Origin of the sequence: Saccharothrix sp. ST-888 (assembly GCF_000955975.1) — a bacterium.
GTDB lineage: Bacteria > Actinomycetota > Actinomycetes > Streptomycetales > Streptomycetaceae > Kitasatospora.
Window position 1 is genome coordinate 48057 of record NZ_JYJF01000021.1, and the last position, 21070, is coordinate 69126.

At 72.0% G+C, this 21070-nt stretch carries 22 protein-coding genes; 17 read left to right on the forward strand and 5 right to left on the reverse strand.

Annotated elements, in window-relative coordinates; translation table 11 throughout:
• Positions 1-41 precede the first annotated feature (41 nt).
• Positions 42-1352 carry a C2 family cysteine protease gene (locus UK12_RS10475; protein ID WP_045302125.1) on the forward strand — a complete coding sequence of 437 codons (1311 nt, stop codon included), beginning with the start codon at positions 42-44 and terminating at the stop codon, positions 1350-1352.
• A gap of 39 nt (positions 1353-1391) precedes the next feature.
• On the opposite strand, the gene pspAB is transcribed toward UK12_RS10475, so the two are convergent.
• On the reverse strand, positions 1392-1970 hold the full coding sequence (gene pspAB, locus UK12_RS10480) for a PspA-associated protein PspAB (RefSeq protein WP_045302128.1): 579 nt from the start codon (positions 1968-1970) through the stop codon (positions 1392-1394).
• Between the two features lie 21 nt (positions 1971-1991).
• Positions 1992-2915 carry a zinc metalloprotease HtpX gene (gene htpX / locus UK12_RS10485; protein WP_045302130.1) on the reverse strand — a complete coding sequence of 308 codons (924 nt, stop codon included), beginning with the start codon at positions 2913-2915 and terminating at the stop codon, positions 1992-1994.
• 286 nt (positions 2916-3201) lie between these two features.
• On the opposite strand from htpX, the gene hrcA reads away from it, so the two are divergent.
• The 11 genes from hrcA (at position 3202) to UK12_RS10540 (ending at position 15309) form a co-directional block, all read left to right on the forward strand.
• Entirely contained in the window at positions 3202-4224 is a 1023-nt protein-coding gene (gene hrcA / locus UK12_RS10490) for a heat-inducible transcriptional repressor HrcA (RefSeq protein ID WP_231591136.1), read from the forward strand.
• A 71-nt stretch (positions 4225-4295) separates the two neighbouring features.
• On the forward strand, positions 4296-5441 hold the full coding sequence (gene dnaJ, locus UK12_RS10495; RefSeq protein ID WP_045302132.1) for a molecular chaperone DnaJ: 1146 nt from the start codon (positions 4296-4298) through the stop codon (positions 5439-5441).
• A gap of 111 nt (positions 5442-5552) precedes the next feature.
• On the forward strand, positions 5553-6302 hold the full coding sequence (locus UK12_RS10500; protein ID WP_045302134.1) for a 16S rRNA (uracil(1498)-N(3))-methyltransferase: 750 nt from the start codon (positions 5553-5555) through the stop codon (positions 6300-6302).
• A 172-nt stretch (positions 6303-6474) separates the two neighbouring features.
• A complete protein-coding gene (locus tag UK12_RS10505) occupies positions 6475-9690 on the forward strand; it encodes a S41 family peptidase (RefSeq protein WP_045302136.1) in 3216 nt (1071 codons plus the stop codon).
• Positions 9691-9832: 142 nt separating this feature from the next.
• Positions 9833-10192, forward strand: a complete 360-nt coding sequence (locus tag UK12_RS10510) for a histidine triad nucleotide-binding protein (RefSeq protein WP_045302139.1) — start codon at positions 9833-9835, stop codon at positions 10190-10192.
• 4 nt (positions 10193-10196) lie between these two features.
• Positions 10197-11114: a ribonuclease Z gene (locus tag UK12_RS10515; protein WP_045302140.1), complete on the forward strand. Its 918-nt coding sequence runs from the start codon at positions 10197-10199 to the stop codon at positions 11112-11114.
• 189 nt (positions 11115-11303) lie between these two features.
• Positions 11304-12419, forward strand: a complete 1116-nt coding sequence (locus tag UK12_RS10520) for a PhoH family protein (protein WP_156178643.1) — start codon at positions 11304-11306, stop codon at positions 12417-12419.
• 14 nt (positions 12420-12433) lie between these two features.
• Complete coding sequence (gene ybeY, locus UK12_RS10525; protein WP_045302144.1) at positions 12434-12928, forward strand: rRNA maturation RNase YbeY; 495 nt, start codon at positions 12434-12436, stop codon at positions 12926-12928.
• A gap of 13 nt (positions 12929-12941) precedes the next feature.
• The gene (locus UK12_RS10530; RefSeq protein ID WP_197084733.1) at positions 12942-14264 is read left to right on the forward strand and encodes a hemolysin family protein; all 1323 of its coding nucleotides are present in this window, start codon (positions 12942-12944) and stop codon (positions 14262-14264) included.
• Positions 14265-14472: 208 nt separating this feature from the next.
• Positions 14473-14673: a hypothetical protein gene (locus tag UK12_RS10535; RefSeq protein ID WP_052681785.1), complete on the forward strand. Its 201-nt coding sequence runs from the start codon at positions 14473-14475 to the stop codon at positions 14671-14673.
• A gap of 96 nt (positions 14674-14769) precedes the next feature.
• Positions 14770-15309 carry a DUF4383 domain-containing protein gene (locus UK12_RS10540; protein ID WP_045302168.1) on the forward strand — a complete coding sequence of 180 codons (540 nt, stop codon included), beginning with the start codon at positions 14770-14772 and terminating at the stop codon, positions 15307-15309.
• 89 nt (positions 15310-15398) lie between these two features.
• Here the strand turns inward: UK12_RS10540 and UK12_RS10545 are convergent, their stop codons facing one another.
• Positions 15399-16346, reverse strand: a complete 948-nt coding sequence (locus UK12_RS10545; protein ID WP_052681786.1) for an MFS transporter — start codon at positions 16344-16346, stop codon at positions 15399-15401.
• Between UK12_RS10545 and UK12_RS10550 the strand changes: the two genes are divergently transcribed.
• The 5 genes from UK12_RS10550 (at position 16327) to era (ending at position 19493) form a co-directional block, all read left to right on the forward strand.
• Positions 16327-16683 (forward strand): MmyB family transcriptional regulator, encoded by a 357-nt coding sequence (locus tag UK12_RS10550; protein ID WP_052681787.1) that lies wholly within the window; start codon positions 16327-16329, stop codon positions 16681-16683. The genes UK12_RS10545 and UK12_RS10550 overlap by 20 nt on opposite strands.
• Positions 16684-16756: 73 nt before the next feature.
• Entirely contained in the window at positions 16757-17758 is a 1002-nt protein-coding gene (locus tag UK12_RS10555; RefSeq protein ID WP_045302147.1) for an aldo/keto reductase, read from the forward strand.
• Positions 17759-17841: 83 nt separating this feature from the next.
• The gene (locus UK12_RS10560; protein ID WP_045302174.1) at positions 17842-18195 is read left to right on the forward strand and encodes a hypothetical protein; all 354 of its coding nucleotides are present in this window, start codon (positions 17842-17844) and stop codon (positions 18193-18195) included.
• A gap of 118 nt (positions 18196-18313) precedes the next feature.
• Entirely contained in the window at positions 18314-18469 is a 156-nt protein-coding gene (locus UK12_RS39560) for a hypothetical protein (RefSeq protein WP_156178645.1), read from the forward strand.
• 94 nt (positions 18470-18563) lie between these two features.
• Positions 18564-19493, forward strand: coding sequence for a GTPase Era (gene era, locus UK12_RS10565; protein WP_045302149.1), 930 nt, complete (start codon positions 18564-18566; stop codon positions 19491-19493).
• A 524-nt stretch (positions 19494-20017) separates the two neighbouring features.
• Here era and UK12_RS10570 read toward each other — a convergent pair.
• Together UK12_RS10570 and UK12_RS10575 are read right to left on the reverse strand one after the other, a co-directional pair.
• Complete coding sequence (locus tag UK12_RS10570) at positions 20018-20320, reverse strand: protealysin inhibitor emfourin (RefSeq protein WP_045302151.1); 303 nt, start codon at positions 20318-20320, stop codon at positions 20018-20020.
• Positions 20321-20390: 70 nt separating this feature from the next.
• Positions 20391-21070 (reverse strand): M4 family metallopeptidase (locus UK12_RS10575; protein ID WP_045302153.1); only part of this gene is annotated, 680 nt, incomplete at its 5' end.

Here is a 21070-nt window from a genome sequence, read left to right on the forward strand (position 1 = left end):
CGCGCCCGTGGCGAGGCATGGGCATGCGACGGGGAGGGCAAGTGGGGTACCACCGCAACAACTGGCAGCAGGCGGCCAACAACGTGGCCGGCTATCTCCCGTTCGGCCGCGAGGTCATGGCGGTGGTGAACATCACCAAGGCGTTCACCGACGAGGTCGGCCTGGAGCGGCTGAACCACGTCCCCGACGGCCACCCCGTGGTGGAACTCCCCTGGCAGCCGCCCGGCCCGCCGCCGAACCCGGCCCGGGTCGAGGCGGTCGGCCGCCAGGCCTGGGAGGCGCTCTTCGCCGACACCGACCGCTTCGGGGCCCGTCCGTTGCTGGACCAGGTCGGCAACCTGCTGGTGCCGCTGCCGCCCGCCGAACTCGACCTGGTGATCCGCCGGTTCGGCCCGCAGGGGCTGCTGCGCTGGGACGAGCTGATGCACGTCACCGACGCGAACGAGGAGGAGGCGTACGACTTCTTCCGGCAGCAGGAGGTCTTCAACTGGCTGCTGCGCACGGTCAGTCCGTACGCGACCATGCTGATCGGCGACTCCATGCCGTGCACCCAGCCGACGTACCGGCTGCTGCCGGAGGACGAGCGCGCGGGCAGGAGCGCGGGCTGGGTGCTCCCCGAGGGGCCGTTCGCCCAGGTCGACGGCGCCTACCTGACCGAGAACTGGCAGCGGGTCTCGGCCTCCACGGAGGCGATGAGCTGGCAGGACATGGACCAGGGCCGGTTCGGCACCTGCTGGATGCTGACGTCCATGCAGGCCGTGCTGCAGGCCAACCCGAACTACGCCCCGCGCCATCTGCGCCAGGAGGCCAACGGCTCGGTCACCTTCACGCTGTACGAGAAGGGCCGGCCGTACGACGTGACGGTGGTCGCCGACCTGCCGATGGTCGGCAACGACCTGTACGGGGCCAAGGGGCACAGCAGCGACCCGCGCTACGCCGAGACCTGGCCCGGCTACTACGAGAAGGCCGTGGCCCAGTGGTACCGGGGGTACGAGGAGATCGCCCACGGCGGTCTCGCCGCGCGGGCGCTCGCGTTCCTGACCGCCAGGCCCGTGCAGGACATCGACATCAGCTCGCCCTGGGTGATCCACGAGATCGCCGACCGCAGGGCGCAGGGCCAGGCGGTGACCGTCGGCACCAAGGGCGAGGGCAGCGACCGGGACACCCTGATGGGTGGCCGACTCGCCACCAGCCACGCCTACTTCGTCAAGGACGTCGACGTCCCCGGCGGCCGGATCTGCCTCGGCAACCCGTGGGGCGACGGGGCCTCCCGCACGATGTGGGAGGCCTGGCTCGGCTTCCACGACATCCAGCGCTACCTCTCGAACGCGGAGGCGGCCTTCACCTGGTAGTCCCCTGGTAGTCCCCGGCCCGGCCGGCAGGCGCGGGAGTCAGAGGCCGGGGGCACCCCAGACCGGGAACCAGCGGGAGAGGTCGGACTCGATCCGCAGGTCGTCCGCGAGCATCGCCTTGACCTGGATCTCCACCGGGCTGTTGCGCTTCTCGCCGGGGAGCGGCGCGAACGGGTAGAAGGTGCCGCGCTTGTAGAGGTAGACCAGGCCGAGCGGCTGGCCGCTCTCGTTGCGGAAGGCCACGATCGAGCAGAGCAGCTGCGGGCCGAAGCCGTTGGCCTCCAGTTCGCTGTTGACCGCGTGCAGGTCGTTGACCAGCTCCGGCAGTTCCTCGGGGGTGTGCCGGGCGAGCAGCCAGGAGTAGCCGTAGGAGTCCTGGCTGGCCTCGACCGGGGCGCCGCCGCGCTCGGTGTCGGCGTCGAGCAGTGCCCGGACCTGCCGCTCCACCTCGCCGAACGCGCCGCCCTCCACGGCGGCGAAGCACACCGAGCCGAGCCCGGTCGGACGGAACCCGGCCGCCGCCTGGAGGGTGAGCGCCGCCGAGGGCACGGCGAAGAGCTGGTCGAGATCGGGCCTGACCGGCTTGGTGCGGCCGAAGAGGGCGTCCAGGAATCCCACGGTGGTCCTTTCGAGTAGCGGTCAGCGGCCGAGCTGGGCGGAGATCTTGGCGAGTTGGGCGAGCCGCTGCTCCAGCGACGGGTGGGTGGACAGCAGCTGGCTCGCGGTCTCCCGGGCACTCAGCGCGGGCGCGAAGTAGAAGGCGTTGTACGGCTGCGCCTGGCGCAGGTCCTTGCTCGGGATGGCCGCGATCTGGCCGGTCACCTTGGTGAGCGCCGAGGCCAGTGCGCTCGGACGGCCGGTGAGCTGGGCGGCGGCCCGGTCGGCGGCCAGCTCGCGGTAGCGGGAGAGCAGCCTGGTGAGCAGGAAGCTGATCGCGTAGACCACCACACTGACCAGCGGGATGATCAGCATCGCGATGGCCGCGTTGCTGTCGTTGTTGTTGCGGTTGCCGCCGCCGATGAAGCCGCCGTACAGGGCGATCCTGGTCATCATCCCGGCGAGTACGCCGAGGAATCCGGCGATCGTCATCACGGCGACGTCCCGGTGCGCGACGTGCGAGAGCTCGTGGGCGAGGACGCCCTCCAGCTCCTCCGGCTCCAGCCGGCGCAGCAGCCCGGTGGTGACGCAGACCACGGCGTTCTGCGGGTTGCGGCCGGTGGCGAAGGCGTTGGGCATGTCGTTGTCGGCGACCGCCACGCGGGGTTTGGGCATGTCGGCCAGGGCGCAGAGCCGGTCGATGGTGCCGTGCAGCTGCGGATACTGCTCCGGGGTCACCGCCCGGGCGCCCATCGCCCGCTCGGTGATCTTGTCGCTGAACCAGAACTGGGCCACGAAGAGGCCGCCGGAGATCAGTACGATCAGCGGCCACGCTCCGCGCAGCAGGACGATCAGCACGCCCGTGAACCCGACGTAGAGCAGCCCGATGAAGAACATCGTGACCACCATCCGCCCGGTCAGGCCGCGGTCGGGTGCGAAGCGGGAGTGCTGGGATGAAGCCGACATATCTGCTCCTTCGTTACCGTCGCTCGCCTTCGATGCTGCCACTCGCGGAGCCCCGGGGCACCGGCTTCACGCCGGAGATCCGGCAAGGATCACCGGGGCGGCCCGTTCCTGCCGTCGGACCCGGGCCGTACACTGGCAGGTACGGTTCTGGCACTCTGCCTTCCAGAGTGCCAAGAGGGTCGGGCAGCCATCGGTTCAACGGACGAAGACGGAGGTGCGTGCCGTGTACAGCGAGCGCAGTGCTGACGAGCGCAAGGCAGACGCGCGCCGCCTCGACCGTCGCGAGATCCGTCCGCTGGACGAGCGCAGGCTGGCCGTGCTGCGCGCGATCGTGCAGGACTACGTGGGCACCGAGGAGCCGGTCGGTTCCAAGGCCCTGGTCGAACGGCACAACCTGGGCGTCTCCCCGGCCACCGTACGCAACGACATGGCGGCCCTGGAGGACGACGGCTTCATCCACCAGCCGCACACCAGCGCCGGCCGGATCCCGACGGACAAGGGCTACCGCCTGTTCGTCGACCGGCTGGCCGAGGTCAAGCCGATGAGCGCGCCGGAGCGCCGGGCGATCCGGCACTTCCTGGACGGCGCGGTCGACCTGGACGACGTGGTGGCCCGCACGGTCCGGCTGCTCGCGCAGCTGACCAGACAGGTCGCGGTGGTCCAGTACCCCTCGCTGTCCCGGTCCACGGTGCGGCACATCGAGCTGGTGGCGCTGGCCCCGGCCAAGGTGATGCTGGTGCTGATCACCAACACCGGCCGGGTCGAGCAGCGGCTGGTGGACTGTCCGGGCACGGTCGGCGAGAGCGTGCTGGCCGAGCTGCGGTCCCGGCTCAACGCCGGCGCGGTCGGCCGACCGCTGCCCGAGGTCCCCGGCACGCTGGAGGAGCTCCCGGGCGCCTTCGAGCCGGAGGACCGCCCGACGGTCAGTGTGGTTCTCGCCACGTTGTTCGAGACACTGGCCGAGCAGAACGAGGAGCGGATCATGCTGGCCGGCACGGCCAACCTGACCCGCTTCGGACACGACTTCCCGCTCACCATCCAGCCGGTGCTGGAGGCACTGGAGGAACAGGTCGTCCTGCTCCGTCTGTTGGGTGAGACGGCGGACGCCGGGATGACGGTCCGGATCGGTCACGAGAACGAGTACGAGGGGCTCAATTCCACCTCTGTCGTCTCGGTCGGTTACGGTTCCGGCGACCAGAGTGTCGCAAAACTCGGGGTGATCGGCCCTACCCGGATGGACTACCCGGGCACAATGGGGGCGGTGCGAGCGGTGGCACGGTACGTGGGTCAGATCATGGCCGAGTCGTAGCAGAGGCCGCTGGTTGAACCGGCGGTGACCAGTCGCAAGCACTTCTACAGGCGGAACAAGCGGAGCATTTGGTGGCCACGGACTACTACGCGGTACTCGGCGTCCGACGGGATGCGGGGCAGGACGAGATCAAGAAGGCGTTCCGGCGCCTGGCACGCGAACTGCACCCGGACGTCAACCCGGACCCGAAGACGCAGGAGCGGTTCAAGGAGATCAACGCCGCCTACGAGGTGCTCTCCGACCCGCAGAAGCGGCAGGTGTACGACCTCGGCGGCGACCCGCTGTCGCCCAACGGCGGCGGCGGTGGAGCGGGCGGCTTCGGCGCCGGTGCGGCGGGCTTCGGCTTCTCCGACATCATGGACGCCTTCTTCGGCGCCGCCTCCGGCCAGCGCGGCCCGCGTTCGCGGACCCGGCGCGGCCAGGACGCGATGATCCGCCTGGAGATCACCCTGGAGGAGGCCGCGTTCGGCACCACCAAGGAGCTCCAGGTCGACACCGCGGTCACCTGCACCACCTGCTCCGGCGAGGGCGCCGCACCCGGCACCTCCGCGCAGACCTGTGACATGTGCCGCGGCAAGGGCGAGGTCTCCCAGGTCACCCGGTCCTTCCTGGGCCAGGTCATGACCTCCCGTCCCTGCCCGCAGTGCCAGGGCTTCGGTACGGTCGTCCCGACCCCGTGCCCCGAGTGCGCGGGCGACGGCCGGGTCCGCGCCCGCCGTACCCTCACGGTCAAGATCCCGGCCGGTGTGGACAACGGCACCCGGATCCAGCTGGCCGGCGAGGGTGAGGTCGGCCCCGGCGGCGGCCCCGCCGGTGACCTCTACGTCGAGATCGCCGAGACCGCGCACCCGACCTTCCAGCGGCGCGGGGACGACCTGCACTGCACCGTCACCATCCCGATGACGGCCGCCGCGCTCGGCACCCAGGTGCCGCTGCAGACCCTGGACGGCCTGGAGGAGGTGGACATCCGGCCCGGCACCCAGTCCGGGCAGTCCATCCCGCTGCACGGGCGCGGTATCACGCATCTGCGCGGCGGCGGCCGGGGCGACCTGATAGTGCATGTCGAGGTGCAGACGCCCACCAAGCTCGAACCCGAGCAGGAGGAGCTGCTGCGCAGGCTCTCGGCGCTGCGTGGCGAGGAGCGCCCCTCCGGGCAGTTCGCGCCGGGGCAGCAGGGGCTGTTCTCGCGGCTGAAGGATGCCTTCAACGGCCGCTGAGCCGGTGACTGTCGAGCCCGCCGGCCGGTGAGGCTCCCGGCGCCCGGCGACTCCCACGGAGTCGCCGGGCGCCGCTGTGATACCGCTACTCGAGATTTCCGAGGAAACGTCATGACCGCGCCCGTGTTCGTCGTCGAGACCGACCGGCTGGCCGCCGCCGTTCCCGGGTCGCTGGTCCGGGTCGACGGCCCCGAGGGGCGGCACGCCGTCGCCGTGAAGCGGCTGGAGACCGGCGAGGCGGTGACGCTCGCGGACGGCCTCGGCCTCGGTGTGGACGGTACGGTCACGGCCGTCCAGGGCAAGGACGTGCTGGAGGTCACGGTGGAGGCCGTGCGCCGGGAGGCGGAGCCCGCGCCCAGGATCGTGGTCGTCCAGGCGCTGCCCAAGGGTGACCGCGGCGAACTCGCCGTCGAGACCATGACCGAGGTCGGCGTGGACGTGGTCGTCCCGTGGGCCGCCGCCCGCTGCATCACCCAGTGGAAGGGCGACCGGGGCGCCAAGGCTCTCGCCAAGTGGCGGGCCACCGCGCGCGAGGCCGGGAAGCAGTCGCGTCGGCTGCGCTTCCCCGAGGTGCGCGAGCTGATGACGACGCGCCAGCTGGCGCCGCTGCTCGGGCAGGCGGCGCTTGCCGCGGTGCTGCACGAGGAGGGCGCGGAGCCGCTGGCGAGTGCGCAGCTTCCGTCCAGCGGGGACATCGTGCTGATCGTCGGTCCCGAGGGCGGGGTGTCGCCGGACGAGCTGGCCGCCTTCGCCGAGGCCGGGGCGAAGCCCTACCGGCTGGGGTCCTCGGTGCTCCGGACCTCCACCGCGGGGGTGGCGGCGGGAGCGCTGCTGCTCGGGCGCACGGGCCGCTGGGGCTGATCCCCCGGCCCCGGGCCTCCCGGTGGGGCCGGTGCGAGGGCGCTCCGCGAGCGCCGGTGCGACGCCGTGGTGCGCGGGCGGTCTCGCCGTGCTCCCGGGCGCCGCGGGGCGGCGGGTTCGCTCGGGACGAAACCCGTCGCGCGGGGTGGGGACCGTGCGTAGGGTGACGGCCGTGACTGATGCCCAGAGCACCTCAGCAGGCGCCTATCTGCGCCATCCGCACCTGCACGGCGACCTCGTGACCTTCGTGGCCGAGGACGACATCTGGCTCGCGTCGATCGGTGGCGGCCGGGCCTGGCGGCTGACCGCCGATCAGACGCCGGTCAGCCACCCCCGGTTCTCGCCGGACGGGCGGCACATCGCCTGGACGTCGACCCGCGACGGCGCCCCCGAGATCCATGTCGCCCCCGCCGAGGGCGGTCCCGCCCGCAGACTCACCTACTGGGGCAGCGCCCAGACGCTGCTGCGCGGGTGGACCGAGGACGGCCGCCCGGTCGCGATCACCACCGCCGCCCAGGCGACCGTCCGCCGCACCTGGGCGTTCGCGATCCCGCTGGACGGCGGCGAGCCGGCCCGGCTGCCGTACGGGCCGATCGGGGGCCTGTCCTTCGAGCCGGGCGGTGCGCGGGCCCTGCTGGCCAGCGCCTCCAACCGCGAACCGGCCTGGTGGAAGCGCTACCGGGGCGGCCGGGCGGGCAAGTTGTGGATCGGCGACCGGGAGTTCGACCGGGTGCACGCCGACCTGGACGGCAACATCGAGTCCCCGCTCTGGGTGGGCGGCCGGATCGCGTTCCTCTCCGACCACGAGGGCGTCGGGCAGCTGTACTCCAGCCTGCCGGACGGCACCGACCTGCGACGGCACAGCGACGGGGAGTTCTACGCCCGCAACGCCGCCACGGACGGCACCCGGATCGTCTGGCACAGCGCCGGCGACGTGTGGATCCTGGACGGCCTGGACGGATCCGCGCCGCGCCGTCTGGAGATCGTGCTGGCCGGTCCGCGCACCGGCCGCGCCCCGCACCCGACCCCGGCCGCCGGCCAGTTGGAGACCGTCGCCCCCGACCGAACCGGCCGGGCCAGCGCCGTGGTGGTGCGCGGCAGCGTGCACTGGCTGACCCACCGTCAGGGCCCGTCCCGGGTGCTGGCGGAGACGCCGGGAGCGCGGGCCAGGCTGGCCTGCGTCGTGCCCGGCACGGACGGTGCGCAGGGCGCGCTCTGGGTCACCGACGCCGAGGGGGACGACGCACTGGAGTACGCCCCCGCCGTGCTGGGCGCCGAACGCCGTCGGCTGGCGTCCGGAGCGCTCGGCCGGGTCCGTGACCTGGCGCTCTCCCCGGACGGACGGCAGGCCGCGGTCGCCGCGCACGACGGCCGGGTGCTGCTGGTCACGCTGGCCGACGGCGCCGTCCACGAGCTGGCCCGCAGCGAGCAGGGCGAGGTCAGCGACCTGGCCTTCGCCCCGGACTCGCGCTGGCTGACCTGGTCCCAGCCGGTCGTCGACACCGGCTCGCTGCGGCAGATCATGCTGGCGGACCTGACGGACCGTACGGTCAGCGAGGCCACCCAGCCGCGCTTCATCGACTACTCGCCGGTCTTCACGGCGGACGGCAGGTACCTGGTCTTCCTCTCGGTGCGCAACTTCGACCCGGTCTACGACGCGCACATCTTCGACCTGTCCTTCCCGACCGGCACCCGGCCGTTCCTGATCACGCTGGCCGCGGACACCCCCTCGCCCTTCGGCCCGCAGCGCGCCGGCCGGCCGCTCGGCGGCGAGGAGGAGCCCGAGGCGGCCAGGAAGGACGGCTTGGCGGAGGGCGCCGAGCCGGCCCCGGTCACCCGGGTCGACCTGGAGGGCATCGCCGACCGGATCGTCCCCTTCCCGGTCGAGGGCGGGAGCTTCGGCAGCCTGCGGGCCGCCAAGGACGGCGTGCTCTGGACCAGGCAGCCGCTGCTCGGCAGCCTCGGCGACAATGCCGCCTCGCTGGAGGACGTGCAGCCGCGCGCGGCGCTGGAGCGCTTCGACTTCAAGAAGCTGCGCACCGAGCTGCTGGTGGCCGAGGTGGACGGCTTCACCGTGAGCGGCGACGGCACCCGGGCCGCCGTGCTCGACCGGGGCGGCCTGCGGATCGTGCCGGCCGACCGGAAGGCCGGTGAGGACGAGGACCTCGCGGTCGACCTCGACCGGGTCCGGGTCACCGTGGACCCGGCCGCCGAGTGGCGTCAGATGTTCGACGAGAACGGCCGGCTGATGCGCGACAACTACTGGCGCGCGGACCTGGGCGGCCACGACTGGGCCGGGACGCTGGAGCGCTACCGGCCGCTGGTCGACCGCTGTGGTTCGCACGACGACCTGGTCGACCTGCTCTGGGAGACGGTCGGCGAACTCGGCACCTCGCACGCGTACGTGATGCCGAACGGGCGGGGCGCCCACGACGCCCACCGGCAGGGGCTGCTCGGCGCGGACCTGGTCAAGGACGGCGAGCTGTGGCGGGTCGAGCGGATCCTGCCCGGCGAGTCCTCGGACCCGCGGGCCCGGTCCCCGCTGGCCGCGCCCGGCGCCGCCGTCCGGCCCGGGGACGCGGTGCTGGCCGTCAACGGCCGTCCGGTGGACCCGGCCACCGGCCCCGCCCCGCTGCTCGCGGGCACCGCGGGGCAGCCGGTCGAGCTCACCGTCGCCGGGAAGGACGGGTTCGAGCGCCACCCGGTGGTGGTCCCGCTGGCCGACGACGAGCCGCTGCGCTACCACGACTGGGTGGCCGACCGGCGGGCCGCGGTCCGGGAGCTCTCGGCCGGCCGGCTCGGCTACCTGCACATCCCGGACATGCAGAGCAACGGCTGGGCCCAGATCCACCGCGACCTGAAGGTCGAACTGGCCAAGGAGGGCGTGATCGTCGACATCCGGGAGAACCGGGGCGGCCACACCTCCCAGCTGATCATCGAGAAGCTCAACCGGAGGATCGTCGGCTGGGACCTCACCCGCGACGTCGCCGGGGGCATCTCCTACCCGAGGGACGCGCCGCGCGGTCCGGTGGTGGCGCTGGCCAACGAGATGTCCGGCTCGGACGGCGACATCGTCAACGCGGCGATCCAGGCGCTCGGGATCGGCCCGGTGGTCGGCACCCGCACCTGGGGCGGCGTGATCGGCATCGACAGCAAGTACCACCTGGTGGACGGCACCCTTGTGACCCAGCCCAAGTACTCCTTCTGGCTGGAGGGCTACGGCTGGGGCGTGGAGAACCACGGGGTGGACCCGGACGTCGAGGTGCCGATGCCGCCGCACGCCTGGGCTGCCGGCGAGGACCCGCAGCTCGCCGAGGGCGTCCGCCTCGCGCTCGCGGAGCTGGCCGGGAACCCGGCCCGTACGGCGCCGGAGCTCCCGGAGCTGTAGCCCCGCCCGGCCGGCCTCGGCCGCCGGGGCAGCCCGGGGCCCCGGGGCGCCGCACGGTCGCCGTCCGTGCGGCGCCCGCCCTGGGCTAGGCTGCGGGCGGTAGTGATGACCGATCAGCGAAGACCAGCTTGAGGAGAGCGAGATGGCCGGCGAGCCGCAGTCCGACTGCCTGTTCTGCAAGATCGTGGCGGGCGAGATCCCGGCGACCGTGGTCCGGGAGACCGAGCGCACCCTCGCCTTCCGGGACATCAGCCCCAAGGCCCCCAGCCACGTCCTGGTCATCCCCAAGGTGCACTACCCGAACGCCGCCGCGCTGGCCGCCGCCGAGTCGGAGATCACGGCCGAGCTGCTCGTCGAGGCCGGCGAGGTCGCGGCGGACGAGAAGATCGTCGAGTCCGGCTACCGGCTGATCTTCAACACCGGCGCGGGCGCGGGCCAGACCATCTTCCACGCCCATGTCCACGTCCTCGGTGGCAGGCCGATGAACGAGAACATGGTCTGACACCGTGTCGCAGCGCGAACTCGTCGTCCTCGGCACCGCCAGCCAGGTGCCCACCCGGCACCGCAACCACAACGGCTACCTGCTCCGCTGGGACGGCGAGGGCCTGCTGTTCGACCCGGGCGAGGGCACCCAGCGGCAGATGCTGCACGCCGGGGTCTCGGCCACCCAGATCACCCGCATCGGGGTGACCCACTTCCACGGCGACCACTGCCTGGGCCTCGCCGGGGTGATCCAGCGGATCAACCTGGACCGCGTCCCGCACCCGGTGGACGCCTACTACCCGGCAAGCGGCCAGGTCTACTTCGAGCGGCTGCGGCACTCCACCGCGTACTACGAGACCGCCGAGCTGCGCCCGCGCCCGATCGGCGGGCCCGGGCCGCTGGACGCCCCCGGTGCCCCCTTCGCACTGGAGGCCCGGCGGCTCTCGCACCCCGTGGAGTCCTTCGGCTACCGCCTCACCGAGCCCGATGGCAGCCGGATGCTGCCCGAACGGCTGGCCGCACTCGGCATCCACGGCCCCGCCGTCGGCCGCCTCCAGCGCGAGGGCGCGATCGAACTGGACGGCCGCGCGGTCACCCTGGCCGAGGTCAGTGAGCCGCGGCCGGGTCAGCGCTTCGCCTTCGTGATGGACACCCGGCTGTGCGACGGGGTGTACGAACTGGCCGAGCGCGCCGACCTGCTGGTGATCGAGGCGACCTTCCTGGACGCCGACGCCCACCTCGCCGAGGAGCACGGCCACCTCACCGCCGCCCAGGCCGCCAGGGTCGCCGCCGAGACGGGCGTACGGACCCTGGTGCTCACCCACTTCTCCCAGCGCTACCCGGACCTCGACGGCCATCTCGCCGAGGCCCGCAAGTACTTCGACGGGGACCTGGTGATCGCCGAGGACCTCGCGCGCGTCCCGGTGCCGCCGCGTCGGTGAGTCGGAAAACCGCGTCGGCGAGTCGAAAAGCAGTCGCACAACGGGGCGATCTGCCCCAGCATCGAATGCGCCGCCCCAGGTGCCGCGCCACCACGGCGAACACCTGCGCGGCGTACCCTGGTGACCCGGAGAGCCCCAGCGGCATCCACGAGACGACGGATGGGATGAGGCAGGCCACAGCGCCGACCCATGAGTGAGATTTCGCAGACCCCCACCAACGGACAGCAGCGCCCCGGCGCCGCAAGTGCCCGGATCGTGGTCCCTGAGCGACACCCGATGGTCACCCTCCTCGGTGCCTCCGACTCCCTCCTGCGGGTGATCGAGCAGGGCTTTCCCACCGCCGACATCCATGTGCGCGGCAACGAGGTGACCGCGACCGGCGACCGTGCCGAGGTCGACCTGGTCCAGCAGCTGTTCAACGAGATGATGCTGGTGCTGCGCACCGGCCAACCCCTGACGGAGGACGCCGTGGAGCGCTCCATCGCCATGCTCAGGAGCGCCGCCGAGGACCCGGCCCACCCGGCCCCGTCGGAGGTGTTCACGGCGAACATCCTGTCCAACCGGGGCCGCACCATCCGCCCCAAGACCCTCAACCAGCAGCGCTACGTCGACGCGATCGACAAGCACACCATCGTCTTCGGCCTCGGCCCCGCCGGTACCGGAAAGACCTACCTCGCCATGGCCAAGGCCGTGCAGGCCCTGCAGGCCAAGGACGTCAACCGGATCATCCTGACCCGCCCCGCAGTCGAGGCGGGCGAGCGGCTGGGCTTCCTGCCGGGCACCCTGTACGAGAAGATCGACCCCTACCTGCGCCCGCTCTACGACGCGTTGCACGACATGATGGACCCCGACTCCATCCCGCGGCTGATGGCGGCCGGGACCATCGAGGTCGCGCCGCTCGCCTACATGCGCGGCCGCACCCTCAACGACGCCTTCATCATCCTGGACGAGGCCCAGAACACCTCGCCCGAGCAGATGAAGATGTTCCTCACCCGCCTGGGCTTCAACTCCCGGGTGGTGGTCACCGGCGACACCAGCCAGATCGACCTCCCGGGCGGCACCAGGAGCGGCCTCAAGGTCGTCCAGGAGATCCTGGCGGACGTGCCCGACATCCACTTCTCCGTCCTCACCAGCACCGACGTGGTCCGCCACAAGCTGGTCGGCCGGATCGTGGACGCGTACGAACGCTGGGACGCCCAACAGGAGACCGACACGGCACTTCCGCCCCGCAAGCCCGTCCAGCGGCGTACCGGCAAGGCCGGTACCGGCCGCGCCCCCCGACAGTCCCATCGCACCGAAAGCTGAGTACCAAGCCCTCCATGTCGATCGACATCGCCAACGAGTCCGGCTGGGACGTCGATGAGGAGTCCATCCTCGACGTCGCCCGATTCGCCCTCGACAAGATGCGGATCCACCCGCAGGCCGAACTCTCCGTCATCCTGGTGGACGGCGCCGCCATGGAGGAGCTGCACATCCAGTGGATGGACCTGCCCGGTCCCACCGATGTGATGTCCTTCCCGATGGACGAGCTGCGCCCCGGCAAGGAGGGCGAGGAGCTGCCGCAGGGCCTGCTCGGTGACATCGTGCTCTGCCCCGAGGTCGCCGAGAAGCAGGGCCTGGCGGCCCCCTCCAAGCACTCCATGGACGAGGAGCTCCAGCTGCTCACCGTCCACGGGGTGCTGCACGTGCTCGGGTACGACCACGAGGAGCCGGACGAGGAGCGCGAGATGTTCGCGCTGCAGAAGCGGATCCTGGACGACTGGCGGTCCGGCCGCGGTCTCTCGGGGCTCTCCCCGGCACCGACCACCCACTGAGGGCCGGCCCGCTGTGAGTGGTGAGAGTACGAGCTTCCTGTTCGGCGCGCTGGCCCTGGTCGTCCTCGGCTGGCTGGCGGCCTGCGCGGAGGCCGGGATCTCCCGGATCTCCCGGTTCCGTGCGGAGGAGGCGGTCCGGGCCGGGCGGCGCGGCGCCGCCCGGCTGCTGACCCTGGCGAAGGACCCGATCCGCTACCTCAACCTGGCCACCCTGATCCGGGTGGCCAGCGAGATGGCGGCGGCGGTCCTGGTCACCGTGGTCTGTGTCCGGAACCTGCAGGAGACCTGGCAGGCGGTGCTGCTGGCGTTCGGCGTGATGGTGCTGGTCTCCTTCGTGGCGGTCGGCGTCTCGCCGCGCACCATCGGCCGCCAGCACCCGCTGACCACGGCCACCGCCTCGTCCTTCGTGCTGCTGCCGCTGGCCGGGATCCTCGGCCCGATTCCCCGGCTGCTGATCCTGCTCGGCAACGCGCTGACCCCCGGCAAGGGGTACAAGGAGGGGCCGTTCGCCTCCGAGGCCGAGCTGCGTGCGCTGGTCGACCTGGCCGAGAAGGACGACCTGATCGAGGACGAGGAGCGCCGGATGGTGCACTCGGTCTTCGAGCTGGGCGACACCATCGTCCGCGAGGTGATGGTGCCGCGTACCGACCTGGTGATGATCGAGCGCCACAAGACGGTCCGTCAGGCGCTCACCCTGGCACTGCGCTCCGGCTTCTCCCGGATCCCGGTGGTCGGCGACAACGAGGACGACGTGGTCGGCATCGTCTACCTCAAGGACCTGGTCCGGCGCACCCACATCAACCGGGAGTCGGAGTCCGAGCCGGTCGGCAGCGTGCTGCGCCCGGCGGTCTTCGTCCCGGACTCCAAGCCTGCCGCCGACCTGCTGCGCGAGATGCAGCAGATGCGCTCGCACGTGGCGATCGTGATCGACGAGTACGGCGGCACGGCCGGACTGGTCACCATCGAGGACATCCTGGAGGAGATCGTCGGTGAGATCACCGACGAGTACGACCGGGAGATCGCGCCGGTTGAGGACCTCGGCGACGGGTCGTACCGGATCACCGCGCGGCTGCTGGTCGAGGACCTCGGCGAACTGTTCGGGATCGAGCTGGAGGACGAGGACGTCGAGACGGTCGGCGGGCTGCTGGCCAAGCACCTCGGACGGGTGCCGATCCCCGGCTCCTCGTGCGAGGTGCCGATGCCGGAGGAGGCGCCGGCCGAGCTGGCCGCGATCCGGCTGACCGCCGAGAGCTCGGCCGGGCGCCGCAACCGGATCGGTACCGTGGTCGCCACGCCGCTGCGGCCGCAGGAGGTCGGCGGGGGCGACGGCGAGTAGCCTCTCCCGCGCCCCGAGCAGCCTCTCCCGCGCCCCGAGCGGCCGCTCCCGCGCCCCGAGCAGCCGCCCCCGGGCCCCGGAGTGCACGGTCGGGACGGTGCACGAGTTGCCGGGGCGGGGGATGGCTCCGACGATGTGAGGCATGACGCACCAATTGCGCGCGGAGTACGGTCCCGAGGGTCGGTCCGGTGCTATCAGGATGTGGCACGTGGTACGGACCCCCGGCTCCACCGAGGCTCTGTGCGGCCGTGAGCTGGACGCCGACTCGGAGGCGAAGCCGGAGGAGGCGTGGGGGACCGGGCTGCGCTGCTGCCAGCAGTGCGGTTCGCTCTACCTGCACGAGGTCCCGTTCCACCCCGCCGACTGGCAGCGGTCGTCCGGCTGGGGCGGGTCGCCGGTCCAGGAGTAGCGTGAAGACGGCGCGGACGCCGTCCGCGTGGGGAGGGCCGCCCGGCACCGGGCGGAGCAGAGCAGTGCCGCCTTGACCCGTGTGGTGGAGGTCACCATGAAACTGCAAGACGAACTGCCCGTCGATCACAAGCTCGCGACGGTCTACCGGATCGGCGCGGGGCTGGGCGGAGTGTTCCTGCTGATCTTCGGCATCCTGGGGCTGCTGGATCACCCGGGCTTCCTGTCCACCCACGGCAACCGGATCGCCGGGCTGTCGACCAACGGTGCGCTGAGCATCCTGTCCGTGGTCGTGGGCCTGGTGCTGATCGCCGGGGCGGTGGTCGGAGGCATCTTCGCCTCCAACCTCAACATGATCGTCGGCACGCTGTTCATGCTGTCCGGTTTCTACGGTCTGACCGTGCTCGGCCGGCCCGACGCCAACATCCTCGACTTCCGGATGTCCAACGTCCTGTTCGCCTTCATCTTCGGGATCGCCGTGCTCACCTTCGGGATGTACGGCAGGGTGAGCAGCCATCTGCCGCAGGACAATCCGTACTGGCTCAAGCGCCGGGCCCGGGAGGCGGCCCTGCCGGGCGGACCGCCGACCCTGATCAAGGTGCTGAAGGCCGGTCCGTCCAACCCGATCGGCCACTGAGACTGGCCCCCATGTGCCGGGTCGGTCCGAGCGGGACGGGAACGACGGTGGCCCGCAGGGAACCCCCTGCGGGCCACTGTCGTGTCCGGTCATGCCCGGCGCCGCAGGCCGAACCAGACCAGCAGGGCGATCGCGGCGACCACGGCCGCGTCCACGCCCAGGCCGAGCCGGACGCCGCCCAGGGTGGCGGTGGCGAAGCCGTCACCGGCCGCCCGCAGGGCGTCGCTGCGGGCTGCGGCGACCGCACTGAGCACGGGGATGCCGACGGTGATGCCGACCTGCTGGGTGCTGGTCACCAGGCCGGTGGCCAGGCCCTGCTCCTCGTCGGCCAGACCAGAGGTGGCGGTGATGCTGTACGCCACGATCGCGAACAGGTGGCCGAAGCAGGCGACCGACCCGGCGACCATGACCAGCCAGGCACCGGCACCGCCGGTGCCCACGGCCAGCAGCACGGCGGTGAACAGGGCCTGCACCGCCAGGCCGAGCACCAGGGTGCGGTGGGCGCCGAGACGGCCGGCCAGCTTCGGGGCCAGCACGCCGCCGGCCGCCGCCGCCAGGCCCATCATCCCGAAGACCAGGCCGGGGGCGGCGAGCAGCACGCCGAGGCCCATCACCACGTTCAGCGCCATGGTGGAGCGCCAGCCGAGGCTGTCGGTCAGCACACCACCGAGCAGCATGCCGGCGGTGAAGCCGAGCGAGAGCAGCAGCCCGGAGACGCCCAGTGCGCGGTCGCGCTCGGGGCCCTCGCGGAAGGTGGTGGTCAGCAGTGACATGCCGGACGGAACGATCATCGCCGCCGCCAGGCCCTGCAGCGCCCGGCCGGCCAGGAAGCCGGCCGGGTCCCAGGCCAGCGTGGCCAGCACCGAGGCGGCGGTGAACAGCGTGAGGCCCGCCAGGAAGAGCCTGCGCCGCCCGTACAGGTCGGCGATCCGGCCGAACAGGAGCAGGAGGCCGCCGGACGGCAGGGCGAAGGCGGTGACGCCCCACTGGAGGTCCGCCGGTCCGAGCCCGAGGTCGGTGCCGATCTGGCAGGCCAACGCCGGGTATGTGGTCGCGCAGTTCCGGCTCGCCGCCTCGGAGCGGCCCGGGGACACCGGCTACCAGGCGATCGTGGACGAACTGGCCGAGGTGAGCCCCGAGTTCGCGGAGATCTGGGCCAGGGGTGACGTCAAGGCCGGCGGGATGCTCCACAAGGAGATCGACCACCCCTCGGTCGGGCGGCTCTGTTTCGAGTCCACCCAGCTGCGGGTGCCCGAGCGGCCGGACCTGACCATCGTGCTGCACAACCCCGGGAAGGGCACGGACACCGCGGCGAAGCTGGAGTGGCTGGCCAGCCCCGAAGGGCGCCGGGAGATGATGCGACCGGCCGGATAGTGAAAGGTCTTTGACGCATCGTCATCGACGGCGGAAGAGTGGTCCGGTCCGCAATGGTACGGAGGGATCCACGATGAGCGTACGCACCCTGGGCAGTCTGACCACCTCGCCGATCGGCTTCGGGGCGATGGTGCTCTCGCCGGGCATGTACGGCGAGATCGACGACCGGCGGGGGGAGACGGCGCTGCGGGCCGCCCTGGACGCCGGGGCCACCCTGATCGACACCGCCGACGGCTACGGCGCGGACGGCCACAACGAGCAGCTGGTCGGACGGGTGGTCGCCGGGCGCCGGGACGGGTTGGTGATCGCCACCAAGTTCGGCTTCCGGATCCCGGAGGGCGCCGAGGCACACCGCTTCCCGGTCAGCGCCGCCTTCGGAGAGCTGGCCGTGAACCTGGACCCGAAGTACGTCCGGGGCTACGCCGAGCAGTCGCTGCGCAACCTCGGCGTCGAGGCGATCGACCTGTACTACCCGCACTTCCCGGACCCGCAGGTGCCGTTCGAGGAGACGGTCGGGGCGGTCGCCGAGCTGATCGGAGCCGGGCTGGTGCGGCAACTGGGCCTCTCCAACGTGACGGCGGAGCAGTTGCGGCTGGCCCATGCGGTGCATCCGGTGGCGGCGGTGCAGGTGCAGTGGTCGATGTGGCAGCCGGCCGATCCGGCGCTGCTGACCGCCGCCCGGGAGTTGGGCGTCGGTCTGGTCGCCTGGAGCCCGCTCGGCGGTGGCTTCCTCACCGGTACCGTGCAGCAGGTGGCCGAGGGCGACTTCCGGCGCAATCTGGAGCGCTTCGACGAGGCGAACCTGCGTGCCAACAACGACCGGTACGCCCCGGTGCGCGCGATCGCCGCCGAACTCGGCCTCACTCCGGGCCAGTTGGCGCTCGCCTGGCTGCTGCACCAGGACGCCCACGTGGTGCCGATCCCGGGCAGCCGGACCCCCGCGCACATCGCCGAGAACCTGGCCGCCGGTGAGGTCGAGCTGTCGGCGCAGGTGCTGGCCCGGATCACGGCGGCGCTGGAGGGCTTCGCCCCGGCCGGGCGCGGCGCCATCCTGGCCGAGGAGGGCGGCCGTTAGCCGGGCGGCGGGTCTTGGCCGGGCGGTGCCCGCCGGGTGGACGGCCGGGAGCGGCCGGGGCCTCGGCGCCTATGCTCAGCGGCATGAGTGAGCTGATCGAGCTGGACCCCGAGGACAAGAAGATCATCACGCTGGCCCGTTCCGCGCGGGCCCGCAACGGCGTGGCGGAGGGGGCCGCCGTACGCGACGAGACCGGCCGGACCTATGTGGCCGGGACGGTCGCACTGGAATCGCTGAAGCTGAGTGCGCTGCAGACCGCCGTCGCGATGGCGGTGGCCAGCGGTGCCAAGAGCCTGGAGGCCGCCGCCGTGGTCTCCGAGGCCGCCGAGCCGGCCGAGTCCGACCTGTCCGCCGTGCGCGACCTGGGCGGCGCCGGGACCCCGGTCCTGCTGGCCGGGCCGGACGGTGCGCTGAAGATCGCCGTCGAGGCGCGCTGAGGCCGGCCCTCGGACCGCCGCAGGGCGGAGGTGCGGGTACCCCCGGAAACCGCGGGGGTGCCCGCACTTTCCGTTGCACCGTGCGCGGGTAGGGTGACAGCGATCGAGGGGGTGTGCGATGGGGGCACTGGCGTTCTTCGCCGGACTGCTGCTCAGCGTGATGGGCATGGGCCGCTGGAAGGAGACCGGTTCGCCGTACTGGCTGGCCGGGTCGATCGCGATCTTCCTGCTGACCGTCATCGGCGCGTTCACCGGGGGCCGCAAATCCCGCTGACGGCGCGGGCCGGGTGTGCTGTCGGGGTGCCCGCTCGGGGCCTGCTCGGGTGCGGTGTCCGACGGCGCCCACGCGATCAGGGAGAATGGTGCGCATGAGTGCCCCTTCATCCCCGTACCGCTCCGGGTTCGCGTGCTTCGTCGGACGTCCGAACGCGGGCAAGTCGACCCTGACCAACGCGCTGGTCGGGACGAAGGTCGCGATCACCTCCGACCGTCCGCAGACCACCCGGCACACCGTGCGCGGCATCGTGCACCGCCCGGACGCCCAGCTGGTGCTGGTCGACACCCCCGGTCTGCACAAGCCCCGTACGCTGCTCGGCGAGCGGCTCAACGACCTGGTGCGCAGCACCTGGGCCGAGGTCGACGTGATCGGCTTCTGCCTGCCCGCCGACCAGAAGCTCGGGCCCGGCGACAAGTTCATCGCCAAGGAACTCGCCGAGATCAAGAAGACCCCCAAGGTCGCCATCGTCACCAAGACCGACCTGGTCGACTCCAAGCGGCTGGCCGAGCAGCTGATCGCCATCCACCAGCTCGGCATCGAGCTGGGCATCGAGTGGGCCGAGATCATCCCGGTCTCCGCGGTCGGCGACAAGCAGGTCGACCTGGTCGCCGAGCTGATCACCAAGCTGCTCCCCGAGGGCCAGCCGCTCTACCCGGACGGCGACCTCACCGACGAGCCCGAGCAGATCATGGTCGCCGAGCTGATCCGCGAGGCCGCCCTGGAAGGCGTCCGGGACGAGCTCCCGCACTCGCTCGCCGTGGTGGTCGAGGAGATGCTCCCGCGCGAGGGCCGCCCGGCGGACCGCCCGCTGCTGGACATCCACGCCAACGTCTACATCGAGCGCCAGAGCCAGAAGGCCATCGTGATCGGCGCCAAGGGCTCCCGCCTGAAGCACGTCGGCACCACCGCCCGCAAGCACATCGAGGCCCTCCTCGGGACCCCGGTCTACCTGGACCTGCACGTCAAGGTGGCCAAGGACTGGCAGCGTGACCCGAAGCAGCTGCGCAAGCTGGGCTTCTGACCCACCCGCCACCCCAGGGGCGCGGAGCACTGCTCGACCGAGCAGCGCCCCGCGCCCCTGCGCTCATCGGGCCGCGTACGCGCCCAGCACGCGTTCGACCAGACCCCGGTCCGGCGGCTGCGGGTCGCCCCGCGCGTGTCCAATCCGGTTGGCACGGGGGTGAGTTCGGACCGGGTGCGGCCGGTGGTCGTGGTGATCCGGCGGGGGAGTGGATCGTGCTGCGGGTGCGGTATGGAGACGTAGGCTATCCATAATGGTTCGGCTGCCGTGGGGTGCTGCGGCCGGTTGCGGGGGAGCCGGGTGGAGGGGGCCGTGATCGGCACGGTGCTGGGCGATGCGCTGATGGCCACGCTGCGGCGGCTGACCCACGAGGACGCCTCGCACCGCACCTTCACCGACGATGCGCCGTAAGCCGGGCGGCACTCCCGGGGTGGGCGAGTGGCCACGCGAACGGGCAAACGGCGAAGTGGACTTGGAGCAGTCGGTCGGGCAGGGGGAGTGGAGCCCCGCGCCCTGATGCGGCGTCAGTGCCCCCCGGTGAGGCCGGGCTGGGCGGGCTGGGCGATGCCCTCGCGCAGGACCAGCGAGACCAGCTCGTGCTGGGCGTCGGTCAGTTTGGGATCCGCGCAGTAGACGGTCCGGCCGTCCACGGTGATCTCGTAGTGGAAGCCGTCCGGCACGCCGCACGAAGGGGTGCGCAGTCCACCCGCCACGGCCTCGCGGGCGAGGGCGTGGACGTGCGGCGCGTCGGGTCGGTCGGCGGTGTCCAACTCTGCGCGTTGGGTTCGGCCTGCCAGGCCGCCGGTCCTGGTCACCTGGATACGCATGGTTGCAAGTGTGCTACGCACCGGTGGGATGTGCTGACTTTTCGCCGAGGACGACGTTCTGCCGGGTGGTTCAGGTGGTGCTGATCCCGACCTGGGACCAGGCGGCGGTCACGGTGTCGGCCACCGCGTGGTCCTGGTAGCGCGCCTTGGCGGCGGCCACGGTGGCCTTGGCGAAGGTGGCGAAGTCGGCGTCGTGGGTGAGTCGGCCGCCGGTCAGGGTGTCGTACCAGATCTGTCCGGCCCGCTCCCAGGCATTGCCGCCGAGTGCGGTGGCCAGCAGGTAGAAGGCGTGGTTGGGGATCCCGGAGTTGATGTGCACCCCGCCTTGGTCATCGGCGGTGTCGACGTAGTCGCTCAGCCGGGCGGGCTGAGGGTCCTTGCCGAGCTGCGGGTCGTCGTAGGCCGTGCCGGGGGCCTTCATCGAGCGCAGCGCGATGCCCTGGATGCCCGGGGCGAGGAGCCCGGCGCCGATCAGCCAGTCCGCGTCGGCGGCGCTCTGGTGCAGGGCGTACTGCTTGACCAGTGAGCCGAACACGTCCGAGACGGACTCGTTGAGCGCGCCGGGCTGGTCGTGGTAGTCGAGCCCGGCCGTGTACTGGGTGACGCCGTGGGTGAGTTCGTGGCCGATCACGTCCACGGCGGCGGTGAAGTCGGTGAATATGACGTTGTCGCCGTCCCCGAAGACCATCTGGGAGCCGTCCCAGAACGCGTTGTCGTAGTCCTGCCCGTAGTGGACCGTGGCGTTCAGCG